This window comes from Janthinobacterium sp. P210006, from assembly GCF_036231885.1.
GTDB lineage: Bacteria > Pseudomonadota > Gammaproteobacteria > Burkholderiales > Burkholderiaceae_D > Janthinobacterium > Janthinobacterium violaceinigrum.
Genome location: NZ_JAZARD010000003.1, coordinates 722,495 through 746,198 on the forward strand (window position 1 = coordinate 722,495; position 23,704 = coordinate 746,198).

General features: G+C 65.1%; 14 protein-coding genes. 5 read left to right on the forward strand and 9 right to left on the reverse strand.

Annotated features, from left to right (window positions below):
• Positions 1-161: 161 nt before the first annotated feature.
• The 3 genes from ppk1 to VPH41_RS17250 all read left to right on the forward strand — a co-directional run bounded on the left by ppk1 (position 162) and on the right by VPH41_RS17250 (position 3,187).
• Positions 162-2,255, forward strand: a complete 2,094-nt coding sequence (gene ppk1 / locus VPH41_RS17240) for a polyphosphate kinase 1 (RefSeq protein WP_152258495.1) — start codon at positions 162-164, stop codon at positions 2,253-2,255.
• Positions 2,256-2,289: 34 nt separating this feature from the next.
• Positions 2,290-2,748, forward strand: a complete 459-nt coding sequence (sixA, locus tag VPH41_RS17245) for a phosphohistidine phosphatase SixA (protein WP_152258494.1) — start codon at positions 2,290-2,292, stop codon at positions 2,746-2,748.
• A 313-nt stretch (positions 2,749-3,061) separates the two neighbouring features.
• Positions 3,062-3,187, forward strand: a complete 126-nt coding sequence (locus VPH41_RS17250; protein ID WP_264372559.1) for a hypothetical protein — start codon at positions 3,062-3,064, stop codon at positions 3,185-3,187.
• A gap of 69 nt (positions 3,188-3,256) precedes the next feature.
• Here VPH41_RS17250 and VPH41_RS17255 read toward each other — a convergent pair whose 3' ends face one another.
• The 8 genes from VPH41_RS17255 to VPH41_RS17290 form a co-directional block, all read right to left on the reverse strand.
• Positions 3,257-4,372, reverse strand: a complete 1,116-nt coding sequence (locus VPH41_RS17255) for a polyamine ABC transporter substrate-binding protein (RefSeq protein ID WP_152258493.1) — start codon at positions 4,370-4,372, stop codon at positions 3,257-3,259.
• A 185-nt stretch (positions 4,373-4,557) separates the two neighbouring features.
• Entirely contained in the window at positions 4,558-7,164 is a 2,607-nt protein-coding gene (gene clpB / locus VPH41_RS17260; RefSeq protein WP_328570917.1) for an ATP-dependent chaperone ClpB, read from the reverse strand.
• A 121-nt stretch (positions 7,165-7,285) separates the two neighbouring features.
• Complete coding sequence (moaE, locus tag VPH41_RS17265) at positions 7,286-7,759, reverse strand: molybdopterin synthase catalytic subunit MoaE (RefSeq protein WP_152284454.1); 474 nt, start codon at positions 7,757-7,759, stop codon at positions 7,286-7,288.
• On the reverse strand, positions 7,756-10,335 hold the full coding sequence (locus VPH41_RS17270) for a DUF349 domain-containing protein (protein WP_328570918.1): 2,580 nt from the start codon (positions 10,333-10,335) through the stop codon (positions 7,756-7,758). Before VPH41_RS17270 ends, moaE begins: the two co-directional genes overlap by 4 nt.
• 177 nt (positions 10,336-10,512) lie before the next feature.
• Entirely contained in the window at positions 10,513-11,163 is a 651-nt protein-coding gene (locus tag VPH41_RS17275; RefSeq protein WP_328570919.1) for a hypothetical protein, read from the reverse strand.
• Positions 11,164-11,277: 114 nt separating this feature from the next.
• Positions 11,278-13,944: a bifunctional acetate--CoA ligase family protein/GNAT family N-acetyltransferase gene (locus VPH41_RS17280; RefSeq protein ID WP_328570920.1), complete on the reverse strand. Its 2,667-nt coding sequence runs from the start codon at positions 13,942-13,944 to the stop codon at positions 11,278-11,280.
• A gap of 118 nt (positions 13,945-14,062) precedes the next feature.
• Positions 14,063-15,055: a DUF2804 domain-containing protein gene (locus VPH41_RS17285; protein ID WP_328570921.1), complete on the reverse strand. Its 993-nt coding sequence runs from the start codon at positions 15,053-15,055 to the stop codon at positions 14,063-14,065.
• Positions 15,052-16,305 carry a winged helix-turn-helix domain-containing protein gene (locus VPH41_RS17290; RefSeq protein ID WP_328571236.1) on the reverse strand — a complete coding sequence of 418 codons (1,254 nt, stop codon included), beginning with the start codon at positions 16,303-16,305 and terminating at the stop codon, positions 15,052-15,054. The genes VPH41_RS17285 and VPH41_RS17290 overlap by 4 nt, the downstream gene beginning before the upstream one ends.
• Positions 16,306-16,736: 431 nt before the next feature.
• Here VPH41_RS17290 and VPH41_RS17295 point away from each other — a divergent pair, with 431 nt between their 5' ends.
• A complete protein-coding gene (locus VPH41_RS17295) occupies positions 16,737-19,952 on the forward strand; it encodes a di-heme oxidoredictase family protein (RefSeq protein ID WP_328570922.1) in 3,216 nt (1,071 codons plus the stop codon).
• Between the two features lie 24 nt (positions 19,953-19,976).
• On the opposite strand, the gene VPH41_RS17300 is transcribed toward VPH41_RS17295, so the two are convergent.
• On the reverse strand, positions 19,977-21,338 hold the full coding sequence (locus tag VPH41_RS17300) for a sensor histidine kinase (RefSeq protein ID WP_328570923.1): 1,362 nt from the start codon (positions 21,336-21,338) through the stop codon (positions 19,977-19,979).
• 221 nt (positions 21,339-21,559) lie between these two features.
• Between VPH41_RS17300 and VPH41_RS17305 the strand changes: the two genes are divergently transcribed.
• Positions 21,560-23,701: a TonB-dependent receptor domain-containing protein gene (locus VPH41_RS17305; RefSeq protein ID WP_328570924.1), complete on the forward strand. Its 2,142-nt coding sequence runs from the start codon at positions 21,560-21,562 to the stop codon at positions 23,699-23,701.
• Positions 23,702-23,704: the final 3 nt, after the last annotated feature.

Genomic DNA, 23,704 nt, shown 5'->3' on the forward strand with positions numbered 1-23,704 from the left:
TACGCCCCGAGAAATGCCATTTCCGGCACGAAAAATGACAGGTCGGGCGACGCTTTATGACAGCTTATGTCACGCTTACGTCATATTTCATGATTACACTCACAGCGCGTCATACATGATGAAATACGGCTAGAATTAACTATCTGCAAAGACAAAAGAATATGAAACCTGAACTGCACATGGAAGTGACCAAATCGGGCATCCTGCTTGACCGCGAACTGTCGCAACTGACTTTCAACCGGCGCGTGATGGCCCAGGCGGAAGATCCGAACATTCCGCTGCTCGAGCGCCTGCGCTACCTGTGCATCGTCAGCAGTAACATGGATGAGTTCTTCGAGGTGCGCGTGGCCAGCCTGCTGGCGGCCGGCAGCATCGGCGGTTCCCTGGCAGGCCACCCTGCCCTGGCGGCCAATCTGGAGCGCATCGGCAAGGAATGCCATGCGCTGGTGGAACGCCAGTACGAGATACTAAATAGCGAAGTCTTGCCGGCACTGCGCGAAGCGGGCGTGCATTTGCTGCGCGACAGCGACCGCAACGAGGCGCAGCGCGCGTGGGTCAAGGAGTATTTCGACCGCGAAGTGCGCCCCCTGCTCACCCCTATCGGCCTGGACCCAGCCCACCCGTTCCCGCAAGTGGTCAACAAGAGTCTCAATTTCATCGTCTCGCTGAGCGGCAAGGATGCGTTCGGCCGCGGCACGGCCATCGCCATCGTCAAGGCGCCCCGTGTCTTGCCACGCGTCATCAAGCTGCCGGACGAGATATCGGGCGACGGCGTGTCCTTCTGTTTATTGTCTTCCGTCATCCATGCGCACATCTCGGACCTGTTTGCCGGGCGTGAAGTAATTGCCTATTCGCAATTCCGCGTCACGCGCGACAGCGACCTGTGGGTCGATGAAGACGAAGTCAAGAACCTGCGCCAGGCCCTGAAGGGCGAGCTGGTGGGACGCCAGTTCGGCACCTCCGTGCGCCTGGAAGTGGCACGCAATTGCCCGCCAGAACTGTCGCAGTTCCTGCTCGACCAGTTCAACCTCGATCAAAGCCGTTTGTACCGCGTCAACGGTCCCGTGAACCTGGTGCGCCTGTCGGAAATGATCGACCACGTCAAGCAGCCCGAACTGCGCTTTACGCCGTTCTTCCCCGGCCTTGCGCACAAAGCCATCGGCAACGACATCTTTGCTGCACTGAACAAGCACGACATCCTGCTGCACCACCCCTACCAGTCGTTCCAGACGGTCATCGACTTCATCCGCAGCGCCGCCTACGATCCGTCCGTCGTGGCCATCAAGCAGACGATCTACCGCACGGGCATGAACTCGGACCTGATGGAGTCGCTGATTACGGCGGCAAAGATGGGCAAGGAAGTGACCGTCATCGTGGAATTGATGGCGCGTTTCGACGAAGAAGCCAATATCAACTGGGCCGACAAGCTGGAGCAGGCAGGCGCACAAGTCGTGTATGGCGTGGTGGGCCTGAAAACCCACGCCAAGGTGGCGCTCGTCATCCGCCGCGAAGACGGCGCGCTGCGCTTCTACGCTCACTTGGGTACCGGCAACTATCACCCCACGACCACCAAGCTGTACACGGACTTCGGCTTGCTGACGGCCAACCAGGACCTGGCCGTGGAAGTAAACGAAGTCTTCATCCACCTGACCAGCCTGACCAAGCCGCACAACCTGAATCACCTGTGGCTGGCGCCGTTCGGCCTGCAAAGCGAGATCATCAAGGCCATCCGCAACGAGGCAAAGATCGCCCGTTCCGGCCGGCGCGGGCGCATCATCGTGAAAGTCAACGCGCTGGTGGACGAATCCGTGATCCGCGCCCTGTATGCGGCCTCGACCGATGGCGTGAAGATCGACCTGATCGTACGCGGTGCCTGCACCCTGAAGCCGGGCGTGCCTGGCCTGTCGGAAAACATCAAGGTGCGCTCCGTGATCGGCCGTTTCCTCGAACACAGCCGCATTTACTATTTCCGCAACGACTTGGCGCACGATGTCTACCTGGCCAGCGCCGACTGGATGAGCCGCAACCTGTTCCGCCGCGTGGAAGTGGCCTTCCCCGTGCTGGACCGGGCGCTGAAGCGGCGCGTGATCGCCGAGGGCCTGAATCCGTATTTGAAGGATAATACGAATGCATGGGAACTGGAGCCGACGGGCCACTACGCGCGCCGCAAGCCGCGCGGCAAGCAAACGCCGTTCAGTGCCCAGCAATACTTGATGCACGCACTGGGCACGCCGGGCGCGGAGGTCGGCGAATAGGCGGCTATCGACTTTCTACACAGAGGAGCACAGCATGGATCTCATCTTGTGGCGACACGCAGAAGCGGAACCGGGCGTCCCCGACCTCGAACGCGCCCTGACCGTCAAAGGTCAGAAACAGGCGCGCCGCATGGGGGAATGGCTAGGCTCGCAACTGCCGGAAAACTGCCGTATCCTCGTCAGCCCCGCCCTGCGCACCCTGCAAACGGCAGAAGCGCTGGGCCGCAAGTTCAAGCTGATGCCGGAACTGGCGCCCGGCGCCGAGGCGGAAGACATCCTGAAGGCGGCCAACTGGCCCGGCGGCAAGGAAACCGTGCTCATCGTCGGCCACCAGCCCACCCTGGGCCAGGCGGCCGCCCTGCTGCTGACGGGCGAAGAGCAGGAATGGGAAATGCGCAAGGCCAGCGCGTGGTGGTTCTCGCAGCGCGAACCAGGCGACCCGATCAGTGTTTATCTGAAGGCCGTGATGGCGCATGACCTGGTGGTCAAATGAGGGTGGTGAAGTAAGGGAAATGCGCAAGGTCAACGCAAGGATGGACAGGTTCTCGCAGCGTGAACCAGGCGACCCGATCAGCGTTTATCTGAAGGCCGTGATGGCGCATGACCTGGTCGTCAAATGAGGGTGGTGAAGTAAGGGAAATGCGCAAAAAGTGCGCTGGGACAAATTCTGGTGGAAATTACAACTCGGCAGCCTTGCAAAGCGCTGCCGATCTGCTAGAGTTTAATTGCATCAACTACGTGTTGGAGCGCTGCTCTGGCACATTGAGCAACCCAGCGGACAGCCGTCCAACGGCGGCTGAAAGACCATGTTAACCTTCCTCGTTTTTCTCTTCATCGCCATCTTCGCCGCCATCATCGGCTTCGTCGCCTTTGAACTGATCGAAGAAATGCGCGGCAGTCACCACAAGCTGTTGGACCGCTACCACGAGTAGTGTTCACCTCGGCAATATCGCATGGCGCCAGCGACGGCCACAAGTCCGTCTCTCGCGCCATCCTTGTTTTTACACTCCCGTCTTGAACTTCGTATAAATGCGCGTCATCAGCCGGCGGATATCGGCCGTGGTCGCTTCCGGCGCAGCCATGCGTTGCTTGTCGGCATCCGACAGGAAGATGGCCTTGTTCTCGCCGATGTCCTTGCGCACATATTTGATGCTGGCCGGATTCGGATTCGCGTAGAACACCTTGTTGCTCAGGCTGGCATGCACTTGCGGGCGCAGGATGTAGTTGATGAACAGGTGCGCATTGGTCGGATGGGGCGCATCAGCGGGGATGGCCATGGTATCGAACATCAGGGCGGCCGTCTTCGGCACCAGCACCTGGATCACATTGCCGTTTTTCGCGTCGATGGCGCGCTGGCGCGCGATATTGATGTCGCCCGACCAGCCCAGCGCTACGCAGACGGAACCGTTGGCCATGTCATTGATGTAGCCTGACGAGCTGAACAGGGTCACGTAGGGGCGGATCGCTTGCAGCACCTTGCCCGCTTCCTGGTAGTCGCCAGCGGTTTTCGAGTACGCGGGCTTGCCCAGGTATTGCAGGGCAGCCGGCAGCACTTCCGACGGCGAATCGAGGAAAGACACGCCGCACGATTTCAGCTTCGCCGCATATTTCGGGTCGAAGACAAGGTCCCAGGCATTGTCGGGCATGGGCATGCCGCCCAGCGCGGCCTTGACCTTGTTGACGTTGATGCCCACCGTCGTGTAGCCCCACAGCCAGTCGACCAGGTAATCGTTGTTCGGGTCGATCTTCGACAGCTTGGCTTGCAGGCTGGGGTCCAGGTTGCCCAGGTTCGTCAGCTTGCTCTTGTCGAGTTTGCGCAGCAAGCCCGCATCGATCTGCAGGCGCGCCCACTGGGCCGTCGGCACGACGATGTCGTAGCCGGACTTGCCCGCCACCAGTTTCGCATTGAGGATTTCGTTGTTGTCGAAAACGTCATAGCGCACCTTGATGCCCGTTTCCTTTTCAAAATTCTTGATCGTATCGTCGCCGATATAGTCGGACCAGTTATAGATGTTCAAGACCTTCTCTTCCTGGGCATGAGCAGGCAATGCCAGCACGGCCGCCGCCAAGGTCAATCCCACTCCAATGCGCCGCCCTGCTTGCCATGTGTTTGCCATCGTACCGCCTCCGGAATTAGTCAGAAAATAGTACCGATCATAACAAGAAGGGCGCGATCAGGTCCAGCCTGATCGCGCCCCGCTTTAGATTATGCCGATGTTAGCTTGCGCCAACACCCCACTGCGTAGAACTGGGGTCAGACCCGGCGGGTCTGACCCCGGCTTTTGTTCGCCTTTGGGGTAAATTACACCTTGTCCAGCCCCACCTGCGCCCCGGTAAACACCAGGTTGCCGTTCTGGGCATCGATGCGGATCTCGTCTTTCGGGCCAAAGCGGCCTTCCAGGATCAGCTTGGACAGCGGATTTTCGATCTGCTGCTGGATCGCCCGCTTCAGCGGACGGGCGCCATACACCGGGTCGTAGCCCGCTTCGGCAATCTGCTGCAAGGCCGCGTCGGTCAGGCTCAGCTGCATGTCCATGCGCGCCAGGCGTTCTTCGAGGATCTTCAGCTGGATCTTCGCGATCGCGCCGATGTTTTTCTCGTCGAGGCCGTGGAACACCACGATTTCGTCGATACGGTTCACGAACTCGGGACGGAAGTGCGAGCGTACCTCGGCCATCACGGCCAGCTTCACGACACCGGGATCATCGCTTTCCATCGCCTGAATTTTATGTGAACCCAGGTTCGAGGTCATGATGATGACGGTATTCTTGAAGTCCACCGTGCGGCCCTGGCCGTCCGTCATGCGTCCATCGTCGAGCACTTGCAGCAGCACGTTGAAGACATCGGCATGCGCCTTTTCCACTTCGTCGAGCAGGATCACGCTGTACGGCTTGCGGCGCACGGCTTCCGTCAGGTAGCCGCCTTCGTCGTAGCCCACATAGCCGGGCGGCGCGCCGATCAGACGGGCCACGGAATGCTTCTCCATGAACTCGCTCATGTCGATGCGGATCATCGATTCTTCCGTATCGAACAGGAAGGTCGCCAGCGCCTTGCTCAGCTCGGTCTTGCCCACGCCCGTCGGTCCCAGGAACATGAAAGAACCATAGGGACGGTTCGGGTCGGACAGGCCGGCGCGCGAGCGGCGGATGGCGTCAGCCACGGCCGTGATCGCTTCATCCTGGCCCACGACGCGCTCATGCAGCTTTTCTTCGATGTGCAGCAGCTTGTCGCGTTCGCCCTGCATCATGCGCGACACGGGGATACCCGTCGCGCGCGACACCACTTCGGCGATTTCCTCGGCGCCCACTTCCGTGCGCAGCAGCTTCGGCTGGTCGGGATCGAGTTTCGGGATGCCGCTGTCAGCCTGCTTGAGCTGGGCTTCCAGTTGCGGCAGTTTGCCATACTGCAGCTCCGACACTTTCTGCCAGTTGCTCTCGCGCGTGGCTTGCTCCATCTGCAGCTTGACTTGCTCGATCTCTTCCTTGATGTGCGTGCTGCCCTGCACCACGGCTTTTTCCGCCTTCAGGATTTCCTCGAAGTCATTGTATTCGCGCTGCAGCTTGACGATTTCTTCCTCGATCAAGGCCAGGCGGCGCAATGACGCCTCGTCCTTTTCCTTCTTGACGGCTTCGCGCTCGATCTTCAGCTGGATCAGACGGCGTTCCAGCTTGTCCATCACTTCCGGCTTGGAATCGATCTCGATCTTGATCTTCGCCGCCGCTTCATCGATCAGGTCGATGGCCTTGTCGGGCAGGAAGCGGTCCGTGATGTAGCGGTGCGACAATTCCGCCGCGGCAATGATGGCCGCGTCCGTGATTTCCACCTTGTGGTGCAGCGCATATTTGTCCTGCAAGCCGCGCAGGATGGCGATCGTCGCTTCCACGGTCGGTTCGTCGACGAGCACCTTCTGGAAGCGGCGTTCGAGGGCGGCATCCTTCTCGATGTACTTGCGGTACTCGTCCAGGGTGGTGGCGCCCACGCAATGGAGTTCGCCGCGCGCCAGCGCCGGTTTCAGCATATTGCCCGCATCCATCGCGCCTTCGGCCTTGCCTGCGCCCACCATGGTGTGCATCTCGTCGATGAAGACGATGGTTTGCCCTTCATCCATGGCCAGTTCCTTCAGCACGGATTTCAGGCGCTCCTCGAATTCGCCGCGGAATTTCGCGCCCGCCAGCAAGGCCGCCATGTCCAGCGACAGTACGCGCTTGCCCTTCAGCGATTCGGGTACTTCGCCATTGACGATGCGCTGCGCCAGGCCTTCGACGATGGCCGTCTTGCCCACGCCCGGCTCGCCGATCAGCACGGGGTTGTTCTTGCTGCGGCGCTGCAGGATCTGGATGGTGCGGCGGATTTCATCGTCGCGGCCGATCACAGGGTCGAGCTTGCCCTTGCGCGCCCGTTCCGTCAGGTCCAAGGTGTATTTTTTCAGGGCTTCGCGCTGGCCTTCGGCCTCCTGCGAATCGACCTTGTTGCCGCCGCGTACAGCCTCGATGGCCGCTTCCAGGGCCTTGCGGGTCAGGCCGTTTTCGCGCGCCAGCTTGCCGCAGTCGGACTTGTCGTCCGTCATGGCCAGCAAGACCATTTCGCTGGACACGAACTGGTCGCCCGCCTTCTGCGATTCCTTGTCGGCCAGGTTCAAGAGGGCCACGAATTCGCGGCTGACCTGCACGTCGCCGCCCGTGCCCGATACCTTCGGCAAGCGTTCGATGGAGGCGCCCAGGGCCTTGGACAGGCCGCCCACGTTGACGCCGGCCCGCTGCAACAGCGAGCGGGCGCCGCCGTCGTCCTGGTTCAACAGGGCCGTCAGCAGGTGGACTGGTTCGATATAGGGATTGTCGTTGCCCACGGCCAAGCTTTGCGCATCGGCCAGGGCTTCCTGTAATTTGGTAGTGAGTTTGTCTTGTCGCATGAAAAGCGCTCCCGGTTAATTAGTTGTTAACCAAATTGGGGTGAGGCAGTACTTTTCAAGCATACACAAAGCAGAAAACCGCTGCATTTGGGCAAATGCTAGCGTGCGCGGCAGACACGATTCAAATGGTGCTTGCTTTTGTCGCCCATTTGTCCAGGGCCGTCTCGTCGCTGTCGCGCGCATCGACCCAGCGCGCCCCTTCGGGCGTGTCTTCCTTCTTCCAGAACGGCGCTTCCGTCTTCAGGTAGTCGATGATGAACTCGCAGGCGGCAAACGCCTCGCCCCGGTGGGCGGACGAGACGGCCACCAGCACGATCTGTTCCTGCGGCAGCAAGGGACCCACGCGGTGGATCACCAACGCGCCCGACAGGGGCCAGCGGCCGCGCGCCTGCTCCACGATGGCTTCGATGGACTTTTCCGTCATGCCCGGATAGTGCTCGAGCTCCATGGCCGCCACGTCCAGCCCCTCGTTCATGTCGCGCACCGTGCCGACGAAGCCGACGACGGCGCCCACCTTGGGGTTACCTGCACGCAATTGTGCGATTTCTTGACTGAGGTCAAAATCGGCGTGCTGGACGCGGACGGAAGTGCTCATTTGACGTTGCCTCCGATGCGGCGCAGCAGGGTTTCGATGCGGCTGGCCGTGCGCGTGTCGGTGGCAGCGGCAATCGCGCACAGCTGCATCAGCTGCGACACTTGCGTGAGCGGCTTCTGGCCCGATTTCAGCGACGATTGCAGCACTTCCACCTGCATTTTCAGGCGGTCGCGGGCAAATTCGGCGCCGCTGTCGACGCCGGCAACGATTTCCAGACGCAAGACTTCATCGAGCAAGCGGGCCTGGCCGGCCTGCAACTGCTGCACGTAGGCGGCAGCGCCCTCGCCCAGCGCGGCCTGGGCGGCGGCAAAGCGCTGCTGCAGGCTGCGTTCGTATTGGGCATCCAGCGGCGGCAAGGCGCTCCAGCGCTCGGACCAGGTGGCCCCATCCGTGCCGGCATCGCCTTCGATCAGGGCCGTTTCCAGCGCCTGCGTCAGGCGCAGCTTGTCGCGCAGGGCATTGGCCTGGGCCGCGCCCGCGCGTTCGGCGATGGCGTCCGCCTGCGCCTGCAGGCCGGCGACAGCCGCCTGGTAGCGCTGCTCGATATTCGCTTCGCTGGCGCGCGGCACGGGACCCGTGGCATTCCAGGCGGCGCGCGTGTCGCGCAGCAAGTGATTGATAAAGGCCGTGCGGGCCTTGTCGTCGCCCTCGGGCACGACGGCCGTTTCCAGGCTGGCGCACAGCGCCACGCGCGCGTGCAGGTGTTCGCGGCGCTCGTGGTCGGCCGCATGGGCCGTTTCCTTGCGCTTGGCGAAGATATCGTCGCAGGCGGCGCGGAAACGCTGCCACAGCGCCTGTTCAGCGCGGCGCTCGAGCGGCAGGGCCTTCGCCAGTTCCTGCCATTTATCCTGCAAGGCTTTCAGCATGTCGACCGTGTTGCGCTCGGACGGCTTGAGCAAGCCCACTTCGACGATCAATTGTTCGCGGCGCGCCGTCTCGATCTGGCGCTGCGTTTCCAGCGGCTTCGACAAGGCGTCGAGGGCGGCGCCAAATTCCGTATCCAGGCGCTTCTTTTCCTTGCGGTCGATGGTGCCCAGGCGCGTCCACGCCTGGCGCAAACGCTGCGAGGCGGAAGCGATGTGCTTCCAGTCGGTACTCTCTTCCGCTGCCAGGGCGGCCGTTTCCGCGATCAGTTCCTGGGCCTTGGCCGCATTGCCGTGGCGCTCTTCGGCCAGCTGCTTGAAATGCTGGGCCGCCGGCGCATACGCGAGGCTGCAGGCCGCGTCGAAACGCTCCCACAGGGACTTGGGCGCGGGGCCGGACAAGGTGTCGAGCGACTTCCAGCGCTCGCGCAGGCTGCCCACTTTCTTGGCCAGCTCGGCCATCGGCAATTGTTGCGCCGGCAACTCTTCGCCGGCCTTGACCAATTCCTCGCGCGAGACGTTGCCGCCCCAGCGCGCCCAGTCGGCCAGTTGCTTGAATTGCGCGCGCACGTGGGCCAGGCGGTCGGACTGGGCCGGCGTCAAACGGCCGTGCTTGCTATCGCGCAAGGTCTTGTCGTGTTCGGACGCCACGTGCAGCAAGCCGTCCTGCAAGGCCGCTTCCATGGCGTCGAGCGTCTTGACGAACTGCTCCGTCTCTTCCTTCGACACGGGTGCGTGTTCCTGGCGCGGCTTGCGCGGCGCAGGCTCCGTCGCGCCCGGCGCGGCGGCCGGCGCTGCCGCCTGCACGGGCGCCGGTGCGCTGGCCAGCAGGGCCGCAAATTGCTGCTGCAGGCTGTCGGACAGCGGCGACTCGGGTAGGCGCGGCAGGGCTTGCCACGCGCGTTTCAGGGTGTCCACGTCGAGCGTGGCGGCGTCCTGCGCCTGCCAGTCGGCCAGCGCGACCTGGCGCGCGTCGAACACGGCCTGGTGCTGCTGCAGCGCCTGCAAGGCGGACTGCGCCTGCTCGCGCGCCTGCGTAAAATCGCTTTCCAGGTGTTTCGGCAACGATGCGCGCTCGGGCGATTGCGCATGCTGCGCATGGTCCGCATCCAGGCGGGCCAGCGCCTGCGCCAGTTCCCCGGCGCCCTGGCCGCTGGCCGCCAGTGCGCGCGCGGCAGCGACGGCGTCGATCACGGCGCGCTGCAGCAGCACTTGCGCTTCCAGGCGGGCGGCCAGCGCGGCGCGCGCGGCGGCAAAGGCCGTGGCCAGTTCCGGCGTGGCCTTGATGACCTGCCATTGGCGATCGAGCTCGGCGACCTGGTTGGGGCTCAGCTTGTCATCGTTCAGCAGGCGCCGGGCCGTGTCGATGCTGGCCTGGGCGCGCTGGGTTTCCGCCGCCTGGTGGCGGATCAGGTCGATACGGCCCTGCATCAGCTTGGCGACGCGGCGGTCCGTGTTGCGCATGGCCTGGTGGACTTTTTCCAGCAGGGGCAAGGCATGGACGTGTTCAGCCGCGATCAGGCGGGCATCGGCAAATTCGCTGACAACGATAAAATCGGCGGCGGCGGCTTCGTCGCCCGCCACGGCATGGGCACGCGCAACCTGTTCGGCGCGGCGCGATGCGCTCTGCGCCGAGGCGGCGGCCTGTTCTGCCACGACAGGGTCTGGTGCGGAAGGCTTGCTGGCAGAACGCTTGAAAAGAAATTCGAACATGACGGGTTTCGCGTGGATCAAAACCACCATCATAACAAAGCCCGGGGTATTGCATCGGACAGGTATGTACAAGTTACCAAATGACTAATACAACATTTCTCCCATGAAGACGCCAGCGCAAAACCAGGGCGCACACCCCGGCGCAAACGGGCGAACGGGGTGTGCGCTCGCTCCCGTTCAAGCCTGCGCGCGCAGTGGCTGCGCCACGGCAGGCACGGCGGTCTCGCCGGCGGCAGCGGCATTGCCCGTGGTTTCAGCGGCGCCGTCAGGCGTGCCCGGCGCCGGAAGGACAAACGGCAGCACCTGCGCCTTGCCGCGACGCGCTTCCTGCGCGCGCGCATCGTGGGCGAGGAACTGGTAGGCGATGGCAAACCACGCTTCGCCCACGATCACCTTGCGCGCCAGTGCGAACAGTTCGCGCTCTTCTTTTTCCAGGCGCTGCAGCAAGGCCCCGCAAAAGGCGTCGATGGCCGCGCACAGCTGCTCGGCCTGCTGCTCGGAGCTGTCGATGGCGGCAGCCGCGCGCTGCTGCACGACATTGATGCTTTCCAGCGCCGCATGGTTCAAACCATTGATTTCGTCCAGCAAGCCATCGGCATGCGGCGTGGCCTGGCGTATGGCGGGAATCAGATACATCTCCACCTTGCGCCAGTAGCCGCCCTGGTACAGCCGGCTCAGCCAGTCGCCCGCGTACTGCAGCTGCGTCAGGCTCAGGCTGCTCTGCTGGCGCAGCTGCACATGCATGTATTTTTGAAATGCCAACAAGCTCAGGCGGATACTTGCCTGTTCCACCGACAGGGAAACCAATATATATGTTGCAGTAAGCATGCACTCACTCCCGTAAACGCGCCGGATATATCATCCTGGAAGTGAAAGTGTAAAGACTACCGACAGGGATGGGTTTGATCCTGCACAAACCCGCGGCATGCCCCCGCCGTTTTTTCAGGGCGCGCGCAGCCCGATGTGCAGGTTGACGACGCCCGGCTCTTCCGACGGCGTGACCTCGCCGCCAAAGCTTTTCACCAGCCGCTGCATGCCCTTGTTGCGCGCCATCGCCTCGCCCACCAGCGCTTCCGTGCCCCGGCTGCGGAAATAATCGACCAGCTTTTCGAACAGGATGTGGCCCAGGCCCTTGCCTTTCAGGGCCGAGCGCACGGCGATGGCGAAGTCGGCGTGGATATTGTCCGGGTCCGCCACGGCGCGCACCACGCCCAGGGTTTCCGGCTTGCCGTCCGGCCCCGTGTGCGTGGCGATGAAGGCCATGGCGCGGTCGTAATCGATCTGCGTCAGGCGCGCCAGCTGCGACACGGGCAGTTCGCGCATGGACGTGAAAAAGCGCAAACGCACGTCGTCCGGGTCCAGCGCGTGGAACAGGTCCATGTGCTGCGGCGCATCCTCGGGGCGGATGGGGCGCAGCAGGATGGATTGCCCCATCCACGTCACCTGCTCTTCCAGCTCCTGCGGATACGGCCGGATGGCCAGGCGGTCGCTCTTCTGGCCCGGCTGCAGGCGGATGCGCGCGTCGAGGGCGATCACGCCATCGGCGTCGGCCACCAGCGGATTGATGTCGAGTTCGGCCAGCTCGCCGATATCGGCCACCAGCTCGGCCACCTGGATCAGGGTGTAGCAGATGGCGTCGATGTCGGCCGGCGGCTGGTTGCGGTAGCCGGCCAGCAGTTTCGATACGCGCGTACGCGCCAGCATGTCGCGCGCCAGCACCATGTTCAGCGGCGGCAGGCCGATGGCGTGATCGGCCGTCACTTCCACGGCGATGCCGCCCTGCCCCACCAGGATGACGGGGCCAAACGCGGCGTCCGTCGTCACGCCGACGATCAGTTCATGCGACTGCGGCCGGCGCGCCATCTGCTGCACCGTGAAGCCGTCGATCAGCGCGTCGGGACGCATGCGGCGCACGCGCTTGAGCATGGCCGCAGCGGCCGTGCGCAGGATGTCGGGCGTGTCCAGGTCCAGCGCCACGCCGCCCACGTCGGACTTGTGGGCGATGTCGGGCGAATGGATTTTCAGCGCCACGGGGTAGCCGATGTCCGCCGCCACGGCTAGCGCCTCTTCCACGTCGGCCGCCATGCGCGTGGTGGCCACGGGAATGCCGTAGGCGGCCAGGATTTCCTTCGAGCGGCATTCGCCCAGCACCGTCTGGCCGGCGGCCAGCGCAGCGGCGACGATTTCGCGCACGCGCGCGCGGCGCGGCGTGGCCGACATGGGCAGCTGCGCCGGCACCTGCATCAGGGTTTCCTGGTTGCGCCGGTACTGCACGATCTGCATGAAGCCATGCACGGCCTTCTCCGGCGTGTCGTAGGTGGGAATGCCGGCCCGGTTGAACACCTGGCGCGCGGGCGCCACGGTGGTGCCGCCCAGGAGGCACGACAGCACCGTGCGCGAGGTGGCCTTGATCAGCGGCGTGACGGCTTCGGCGATGTCGATCGACGAAACCATGGCCGTGGGCGCGTGCAGCAGCAGCAGGGCATCCGCCTGCGGCTCGTCGAGCAGCGGCTTGATGGCATCGGCATAGCGCTGCACGGCCGCGTCGCCGGGCAGGCCGACGGGGTTGTCGTGCGACCAGCCGCGCGGCAAGGCTTTTTCCAGCGCGATCACGGTATCGGGCGACAGCTCGGCCAGCTTGCCGCCGCTGCCCACCAGCGCATCGGTGGCCATCACGCCCAGGCCGCCGCCGTTGCACAGGATCGCCAGGCGCTCGCCCCGCTGCGAGCGGATGTGCGTGAGGGTTTCCACGGCGTCGAACAGTTCCTCGGCCGAGTACACGCGCAGCATGCCGGCGCGGCGGATGGCCGCGTCGTACACGGCGTCGGAACCGGCCAGCGCGCCCGTATGCCAGGCCGCCACGGCCGCGCCTTCGGGGGCGCGCCCCGCTTTCAGCACGATGACGGGCTTGCTGCGCGCGGCCGCCCGCGCCGCCGACATGAATTTGCGCGCCGCCTGGATATCTTCCATGTACAGCAGGATGGCGGCCGTGTCGACGTCGCCCGCCAGGTAGTCGAGCAGGTCGCCGAAATCGATGTCGTAGCTGGCGCCCAGCGAAATGAACTTGGAAAAGCCCACGCCATGCGCATTTGCCCAGTCGAGCACGCCCGACACGAGCGCGCCCGACTGCGACACGAAGGCGATCTTGCCGCTGGTCGCCCCCACGTGGGCGAAGCTGGCGTTCAGACCCAGTTTCGGCACGAGCAGCCCCATGCTGTTGGGGCCCAGGATGCGCAGCAGGTGCGGCTTGGCCGCCTTCAGCATGGCCAGGCGCAGCGACTGTTCGCGCACGGGATCGAGGCCGGACGTCATGACGATGGCGGCGCGCGTGCCCAGTGCGCCCAGCTCGCGGATCAGGGCCGTGATGGTGGCGGGCGGCGTGCAGATGATGGCCAGGTCCGGCGCTTTCGGCAGCTGCGCCAGCTTGCGGTAGCATTTCAGGCCCATCAGCTCGTCGTACTTGGGATTGACGGGCCAGATGTCACCCTGGTAGCCGCCGCCGAGCAGGTTGTACAGGGCGATGGCGCCCAGCTTGCGTTCGCGCGCCGTGGCGCCGATCAGGGCCACCGAGGCTGGCTTGAACAGCTTGTCGAGATTACGGATACTCATGTTCTGGCCTCATGGATTGCCGGAGCGGGATTGCCGGAGCGACTATGCGCCAGTGTATAGGATGCGTTGCCAAAAAAATTTGACCTTGTCGTGCATTTCACGAAAAATCCGCGCGCCCCTACCAGCGCGAACGGTGGCTTTCCGTCACCCCCGCCAGCTGCGCCACGATGCGCTTGGGAGAGTCCGCGCTGGCGCGCACCCAGCCGCTGAAAGTGCCGATGGGCTGGATGTAGCGGCTGGCCGCGATCCACAGGTTCTTGTCTTCGCGCCGCGCGCCCTCGGGCTTGAAATGCAGGTCGAGCAGATCGTCATCCGTCCACACATGCCACGGCGCCAGCGGGTTGTCGGGATTGAAGTCGAAATGCGCGCGGCCCAGCGCATACAGCTGGCCGTCGAGCCACAGCGCGTTTTCATGCGCGCCGAAATAGCCGGCCTGCAGGTTGAACCCCAGGTCCAGGCTGTGCGCCGACGCCCAGCGCCATTCCGTCTCGCGCGCCAGCAAGCCGTTCGAATAATCGAAGCTGGCCACGCCGTCGTCCAAGCTGTAGCCCATGGCGCCGCAGCGTACGGTGCCCCACAGGGGCAGGCCGCCCGACTTTTGCGTGGCGTGCGCGCTGCCGCCCTCGCCCACGGGTCCCACGGCCAGCAGGGTGGGCGCGACGGGCGGACCGAACTCCGCATCGATGCCGAAATGGCCGCAATCGAGGCGCAGGCGGTAGCGCTGCTGCGGCTGCGCTTCGATGGCGATCACTTGCGAGAGGAAGCGGAAACGGCTGCTGGCCCCCGCATGCGGCGCCACCGTGGCGCTCAAGCCCGGCATGCCATCCTGCGAAAAGGCGGCCACGATCTTGCCCTTGTGGCGGTCGAAGGCATACGCGAACGCCGTGCTGGTCCAGCCCAGGTCGACGATGGCCACGCCGCAGAACAGCGTGGGCGTGGACAGCGCCACGTAATGCCAGCGCTTGTGGTGGAACAGGCGCCAGACGGCGCCGCGCGCGTGCGGCGGCGCCAGCGCGGCCCAGTCGAAGGCGTCCAGCTGCCCCGTGTAGCGGCCGAAATGAGGGACGCCGTCGGCGCCGAGCAGGCGGGAAGGAGCCGGCGGCAGCATCATGCGGCCCGCCTTGCGGCAGCGCCGTCGTCATGCAGGGCCTCGGCCAGCTGCTGGCCGAACGGCGCCGGCTGCGCCTGCACGATATCGATGTGCGGACAGCCATGCCAGAGCGCCAGGCGCTGCACGGCGCCCGCCACGTCCTGCACCAGGCGCGAGCTGAGGCGCACGCCGTCTTCCAGCGCCAGCGACTTGATCTCGAAGCGCCCCTGCGCGCGGTGCGCCTTGGCGTCCAGCCGTCCCACCAGCGCGCCGCGGCGCAAGATCGGCAAGGTGAAATAGCCATAGCGGCGCTTCTCGGCCGGCGTATAGCATTCGAGCCGGTAGTCAAAGCCGAACAATTCGAGCGCGCGGCGCCGGTCCCAGACGACGGGGTCGAACGGCGACAAGATCGTCGTCAGGGTGGGCGCCAGCTTGCCGGCGGCGGCACTGCGCGCCAGTGCTTCATGCTCGGCATGCACGTACACGGCGTCATCCCAGCCGGCCACCGTGCAGCGCAGCAGCGCGCCCTCGTCCACCAGCGTCTGCAGATCGTGCGCCAGGCTGGCGCGCGATTGCTTCGTGCGGAAATAATCGCTGATCCAGCCGGCCCGCGCCAAGCCCAGCGCCTTCACGCTGGCCAGCAGCAGCTGGCGCCGCACCTGCGCTTCCGGCCGCAGCAAGCCATCGTGCCAGCCGGGCAGCACGCGCTCGGCCAGGTCGTAATAGCGCTGGAAATTGTGGCGTTTGGCGATCATCAGCACGCCCGAGGTAAACAGCACTTCCAGCGAACGCTTTTCCGGCTTCCAGCTCCACCAGCCGCCCGCCTGGCCATCCGTGCGCTCGAAGTCGGCCGAACGGGCGGCGCCGTTGGCGCGGATGTGCTCGAGCACGGCCGCCACGGCTTCGCCCTGTTCGGCCATCCATTTGGTCGAGTATTTCCAGCCCATGGCCGCGGGATCGAGCATGCGGTGGCGGTACAGGCCATAGTCTTCGATGGGCACGAAGCAGGCTTCATGCGCCCAGTATTCGAACAGCGCGCCCTCGGCCAGCAATTGCTCCAGCCATGGCTGCGGATAGTCGCCCAGCCGGCTCCACAGCACCAGGTAGGGGCTGCGCGCCACCACGTGGATGGTGTCGATCTGCAGCACGCCCATCTGGCGCACGGCGGCCAGCACGTCGGCCTTCACGGCCTTCCTGCGGCGCGCCTGCAGCAAGCCCTGCGCGGCCAGGTGCAGCGTGCGCGCGGCAGCCAGGGACAGGGACGGAAGTATCGGTGCGGCAGGCGGGGTCGGCAAGGTCGGTTCTTCCTCAAAAAAGGGGCGCGCTTCGTCGGCAGGCATTTCAGGAAGATACCGCATTCCCGCCCCGCGCCCGGCATTTTTTCCTGAATTTTTTTCATGCTGTCGCATCTTTTTTTTCATGTTCCGCACCGCCATAGTGCAAAAAACGGCTGCCGCATGACCAGTTGATGACAACTGCATGCGGCCTCTTGACATGCCCCATGCGCTTCTATAAGTTAGGGAAAATATTGCCACTCGGCAATTAAATCACCTCCCAGCCCGCATCCCGTCACACCGCCGCTGCCGCCGTCCGGCCGCAAGGTGTGCAGCGGTGGCGCCGCCCATGCAGTGGGGAGGCGGAGACGGCGGGCCTGGCCAGTTTGACCAATCTGACATTAATCAATAAAAACAAGGAAGAGAACATGCATACATCCCCGCTTCGGCACCGGCCACAACGGCCCCGCCTCGCGCGCTTTTCCAGACAGGGCCTGCCGCTGGCCCTGGCCATGCTGCTGGCCGCATGCGGTGGCGGCGGCGGTGGAGATGCCGCCAGCGCGCCGCCCATGGCCCAGCGCCTGCTGGCGCAAACCGCATCGGAAACGGCGCTCACGCCCGTCGCCGCCACGGCCAGTTCGGCGGAACGGGGCGACCTGTCGGCCAGCGCCGCCATCGACCGCAACGACGGCACGCGCTGGGGCAGCGCCTTTACGGACAACGAATACCTGACGCTCGATTTCGGCGCCCCGCAAACCATCACGCGCGTGCGCATCGCCTGGGAAAACGCGCACGCCAGCGCCTACCTGCTGCAGGTGTCGGACGACAATGCGCACTGGACCACCGTCCAGCGCGTCGACGACAGCAAGGGCGGCATCGAGGACATCACGGGCTTTAGCGCGCAGGGACGCTACCTGCGCATGCAGGGCGTGAAACGCGCGGGCCAGTACGGCTATTCCATCTTTGAAATCCAGGCCTTCTCGGGCACGCCCGTGCTGCCGCCCGACACGCCGCCCGTCACCGAACCGCCCGTGACGGGCGACCCGAACCAGCCCGGCGTGGAGATCCGCCCCGTGGCGGCCACCTCCTCGCCCGTGGAAAACAACGGCATGTCGGCCGCCATGGCGATCGACGGCAAGACGACTACCCGCTGGGCCAGCAAGTTCGAGGACGGCGCCTGGATCCAGTTCGACTTCGGCGCGAAGACGGCCGTCGGCTACATGAAGCTGCTGTGGGAAAACGCGTACGGCAAGCAGTACGCGCTGCAAGTGTCCGACGACGGCCAGCAATGGTCGCAGATCCGCTACGTGACGAATGGCCGCGGCGGCACCGAGGAATTCTTCAACCTGGGCGTGCATGCGCGCTACATCCGCCTGCAGGGCGTGGCGCGCGCCACGCAGTACGGCTACTCGCTGCTGGAAGTGAGCTTCAAGTCGCCGGGCAGCGACAACAGCCTGCCTTCCACCGCCACCTCGGCGCTGAAATTCCCCGCCGACGGCACGGCAATGACGCCGCTGCCGGCCGCCGCGCAGCCGCTGGAAAGCCTGCAGTTCACCCTGGCCGACGGCACCCTGGTGACGCGTTTCGGCGCGCGGGGCCTGGCGCGCCATGGCCGCGAACGGGGCGAGGAATGGAACGAGGCCGGCTACGGCCCGAATGAAACGGTCGATCCCGTCACGGGACTGCCGCAGGACAAGGGACCGGGCAACTACCTGACGTTCGTGCCGCAGTATTTCAAGAACCGCACCTGGGGAGTGGAAATCATCGACAACAGCAAGGTGCGCGGCGTCACCAAGCCCACCCTGATCGTCAACCAGTACACCACCGTCGACTTCCTCTCCGGCGGCGTGGCCTTCTTCCGCGGCTTCGACCGTCCCGGCGTGACGGGCTATGGCTGGATGTCGCCGGGCGAGCTGGTGGACCGCAATGTCCCCGTCTGCAAGCCCATGGCCTACCCCGCGAACGACAGGCTGACGAACGCCAACGGCATCAACGGCGCCTGCACCCTCCTGATCAAGGAATACCCGGGCCATGGCGGCCTCGATGCGGCCGGCATGCCGAATGGGACGGACGTCAAGGCGCGCGCGCTGACGGCGGGCGACATCATCGAAGTGTCGCCATCGATGTTTTCCACCACCGCCTCGATGGCGTCGAAAGGCGACGATGGCGGCATCCGCTACTACTCGTATGAATGGACCTACGTGGTGGGCGCGGGCCTGCGTCCATGGTACGGCGTGCAGCCGCGCCTCAATTCCGTGCCGCTGCCGGAAGAGACGCTGTCGGGCGGCCTCGGCTCCGTGTCGTATAACTACTCGGACAATGCCCTGTTCATGTTCCAGCAGCCGCACAACCATATCGGCATGCAGAACATGCAGCGCTTCGTCGAGGGCCGCCGCCTGGTGCACACGAATTTCACCACCGGCGAGCACAACGAGGGCGGCAACGACCGCTACGCGCCGGCCGTCAAGCTGCAGGGACAGCGCTACGGACAGTCGGCCTGCATCGCCTGCCACGTCAACAATGGCCGCAGCCCCGCGCCCGTGGCCCTGAACCAGCGCCTCGACACCATGGCCGTGCGCGTCGCCAGCCTCAACGCGGCGGGCCAGCAGGTGCCGCACCCGCAGTACGGCACGGCGATCCAGATGAATGCCGTGTCGCCTGTCGGCGCGCCGCAGAACTGGGGCAACAGCGTCAGCGTGGGCGGTTTTGCGGCCCGCAAGACGACCCTGGCCGACGGCACGGTGGTGGAACTGCGCAAGCCGACGCTGGCCTTCGAAGGTCCCGTGCCGGCCATCGTCTCGCTGCGCGCGGCGCCGCCGATGATCGGCACGGGCTTGCTGGAAGCCGTGCCGGAAGCCGATATCGTGGCGCGCGCCCGCGGCACGCCGGACGCCGATGGCGTCAAGGGACAGCCCAACTACGCGTATGACCCGGAAACGGGCGCCGTGCGCCTGGGCCGCTTCGGCTGGAAGGCATCGAAAGCCACGCTGCGCCACCAGGCGGCCGACGCGCTGCTGCTGGACATGGCCGTCACCTCGCCCGTCTACCGCAACCGCGCCTGCATGGCCGGACCCGCAGCCTGCGCGGCGGGCGGCGCGCAGCCCGGCATCTCGGAAGCGGACCTGCAGTCGATCACGCAATACCTGGCCCTGGTAGCCGTGCCGGCCCAGCGCAGCATCGCCAGCGGTTTCCCGAAAGGCGTGGCGCCGATCGAGGAACTCAAGGTCGACCCGCAGCAGGTTGGCGCCGGCGCGAAACTGTTCCAGGGCATGCGCTGCGCTGCCTGCCACACGGTGGAAATGAAGACGGGCGCGGGACACCTGTTTGCGGAATTGCGCAACCAGACCATCCGCCCGTACACCGACCTGCTGCTGCACGACATGGGTCCCGAGCTGGCCGACAAGTTCAGCGAAGGCCAGGCGCAGGGCCAGATGTGGCGCACGGCGCCCCTGTGGGGCATCGGCTACACGGAAAAGGTCATGGGCAATGGCGGTCAGGCCGGCTATTTGCACGACGGCCGCGCGCGCAGCCTGACGGAAGCGATCCTGTGGCACGGCGGTGAAGGGACGAAGGCGCGCCAGCGTTTCGAGCAGCTGTCGAAGACGGAGCGCGACGCGCTGCTGGCTTTCCTGAAGTCGCTGTAGGCGCTTGACGCACTGGCGGTGCCGTCATGGAAAGATGACGGTCACCGCCAGTCCCCGGCCCTGCAGGCCGGTCCCCAGCACGATCTGCGCGCAATGCCGTTCGGCGATGCGGCGCACGATCGACAATCCCAGCCCGCTGCCGGGCAACTGTCCTCCGCCCAGGCGCACGAAGCGCTCGAACACGCGCTCGCGCATGTCTTCGGCGATGCCCGGCCCCGTATCGGCCACGCGCAGGAAACTGCGTCCCCCTTCCACGCCGCAACTGACGACGACGGCACCCGGCGCCGGCGTGTAACGCAGCGCATTGTCGACCAGGTTGCGCAGCAGCATCTGCAGGCTGTCGTCATGCAGCGCGCACGGCGCCGGGGCCGCATTCACCGTCAGCGATAGCCCGTACGGCGCGGCCAGCGCCTGCCACGCTTCTTCCTGCCGCGCCAGCAGCGGCGCCAGGTCGCCCGGCGCCAGCGCCGTACCGGCCTGCGCCTGCGGGTCGAGCTGCGCCAGCGCCAGCAACTGGTTGACGAGGCGCGTGGCGCGCTCCACGCTGGCGCTCAGGCCGGCGATGAATTCGTCGCGTTCGGCCGCGCTGCGGGCCCGCTGCAGCACTTGCAGATTGGTCTTGATGGCGGCCAGCGGCGTGCGCAGTTCATGCGCCGCATCGGCCGTGAAACGCTGCTCGTTGTCGCGGCTGTGCCGCACGCGTCCGAACAGACGGTTAATTTCCAGCAGCAGCGGATGCAGTTCGGTGGGCGCGCCGCGCACCTGCACGTCGGCCAGCTCGTCGGGCGTGCGCGCCGACACTTCGTCGGCCGATGCCTGCAGCACGCGAAACACGCGGTGGATGCTCCACCAGATGGCGACGGTGGCCAGCGCCACCAGCAGCAGGCCGAACAGCGCGATGCGGTAAAAGAAGCCGCGGCTGATGTCGTCGCGGTGGCTGGTCGGCTCGGCCACCAGCAGCTGCAGGCTGCGCTGCTGGTCCCACAGCGAATACAGGCGCCAGCGCTGGCCGGCGATCGTCGTCCACGACAGGCCGTCGGGCGCGCTGCGCGACAGGGCGATGTCGGACGCCGCGTCGTTGCGGTATAGCACGCGCTGCTGCGCGTCGCGCACCTTGAACAGCAAATAATGGTGGGGGTTCGGGTGGCCGCGCAGGGGCAGGTCGATAGGCCCCGTCAAGCCATGTTCGCGCACGTCCTTTTCCACCAGCGACAGCAGCAAATGGCCCGTCTCGATCAGCGACTGATCGAACAATTCCTGGCTTTCGCGGCGCGCTTCCACGTACACGATGGCAGCGCTGCCCACCCACAGGGCCAGGGTCAGGCCCAGCAGCACGGCCAGCAAGGTGCGCCGCAGCGACCAGGTGCTCAAGGCGCGGCCGCTCATGCGCCAGCCACGACGGTGTCGGCAGGCATCGGGGGGGCGCGAACGAGCGATTGCACGCCGGCGCCGGCAGTTAAGAATCTCTTAAGAACTTCTGCGCAAGATCCGGAGCGAAATATTTTTTGGGAAGCCATGCCGGCAATTGTAAATGATTCTTATTGCTTTAATGATTCCCATTACCTCAACAATACAGACCAATAATTAATTCACCCTCAGGAGTTTGCATGTCCAACAGCACCCGCCGCGCGCGTCTGCCGCGTCCCACCACCCTGGCCCTGGCCTTGGCCGCCCTGTCCTGTCTGCCGGCACACGCCCAGACGGCGCCGGCCAGCATGCCGGAAGTGGTGGTTTCCGCCTCCGGCTTCGAGCAGGATATCAAGCAGGCGCCCGCCTCGATCACCGTGCTGACGCGCCAGGAGCTGTCGAAGGAACGCTTCGGCAACCTGACGCAGGCGCTGGAAAGCGTGGAAGGCATCGACGTGGGCGCGGCGGGCGACAAGACGGGCGGCATGAACATCAGCATCCGCGGCATGCCCAGCGACTACACCCTGATCCTGATCGATGGCCGCCGCCAGAACGCGGCCGGCAACGTCACGCCGAACGGCTTCGGCGGTACGCAGACGAGCTTCATGCCGCCGCTGGCCGCCATCGAACGCATCGAGATCATCCGCGGTCCCATGTCGACCCTGTACGGCTCGGACGCCATGGGCGGCGTGATCAACATCATCACGCGCAAGGTGGGCAAGCAGTGGATGGGTTCCGTCTCGGCCGACTACACCGCGCAGCAAGAATCGGACTTCGGCGACGTCAAGGCAGGCCGCTTCTACCTGAGCGGCCCCATCGCCACCGACCTGCTGGGCCTGTCCCTGCGCGGCAGCAAGCAGCGCCGCGACGCGGCCGATATCCGCATCCCCAACGCGGCCGGCGCGCAAGTGCCCGCCGGCATGGGCGCCAACCCCGTGCGCTCGGACGTGGACAACTTCGGCGCGCGCCTGGCCTTCACGCCGAACCGTTTCCATACCGTCATCCTCGACGCCGACGCGGGCCGCCAGACCTACGACAATTCGCGCGGCCAGCTGGGCACGCAGTCGGTGCAGGGTGGCTACGGCCCCGAGCAGAAGTACAAGCGCGACCAGTGGACCCTGTCGCACACGGGCCGCTTCGGCTTCGGCACCCTGGACAGCAGCTACATGGTGAACAAGACGGAAACCCTGGGCCGCACGATTCCGCCGGGCACGCCGGGCGCCGTGGCCGGCAGCGCGCGCACCCTGGAAGTGGAAAGCCAGGTCTTCGATACCAAATTGGTATTACCTTTGGGCAAGCACATGGCCACCGTCGGCGCGCAGTGGTGGAAAGCGGAAATGACGGACGGGGTGGCGCCGAAAAAATTCGAGTTCACGCAAAAAGCCCTGTTCGTGGAAGACGAATGGCAAGTGCTGGACAACGTTGCCCTGACGGTGGGCGCCCGCTATGACGATCACAGCATCTTTGGCGGCCAGACCAGTCCGCGTGCCTATGCCGTGTGGAACGCTACCCCGAGCTGGACCATCAAGGGCGGCGTGAGCAAGGGCTACAAGACGCCCCGCGTGGAGCAGCTGTCGCCGGGCATCAACGGTTTCGGCGGCCAGGGCACGATTCCCCTCGTCGGCAGCCCGAACCTGAAGCCGGAAACGAGCACGACAACGGAAATCGGCGCGTACTTCGACAACCTGGCCGGCTGGACCGCCAGCGGCTCCCTGTTCAACAACGAATTCAAGGACAAGATCACGACGGGCACGGGCTTGCTCAACTGCAGCTATCGTCCATCGCCGAACCGTCCCGGCTGCGTCAGCTTCGGCAACTGGCCCAATGTGGACGCGTTCGGCCAGTCGATCAACGTGGACGAGGCCGTCACGCGCGGCGTCGAGCTGAGCACCCGTTTCCCGCTGGGCAAGACCCTGTCGGCCAGCGCCAACTACACGTACACGGAAAGCGAACAGAAGAGCGGCAGCAACGCGGGCATGCCGCTCAGCGACACACCGAAGCACGCCGTCAACGCGCGCCTGAGCTGGGACATTTCCCCTGTGTGGAACAGCTGGCTGCGCAGCGAATACCGCAGCGAGCGCTTCCGCGATCCGGGCACCTCGGCGACCACGCGCGCCGCCAAGGCCGCGCTGGGCGACTACAAGGGCTACACCATGCTGCACCTGGGCAGCAGCTACCAGCTGAACAAGCGCGTCACCCTGAACGCGGCCGTGTACAACCTGCTCAACAAGGACTTCATCGACTACCAGCCATACCGTGCACCGGCATTGAACTACGCCAACCGCTATGTCAACAGCCTGGACGGACGCCGTTTGTGGCTGTCGGCCACCGTCGATTTCTGATGC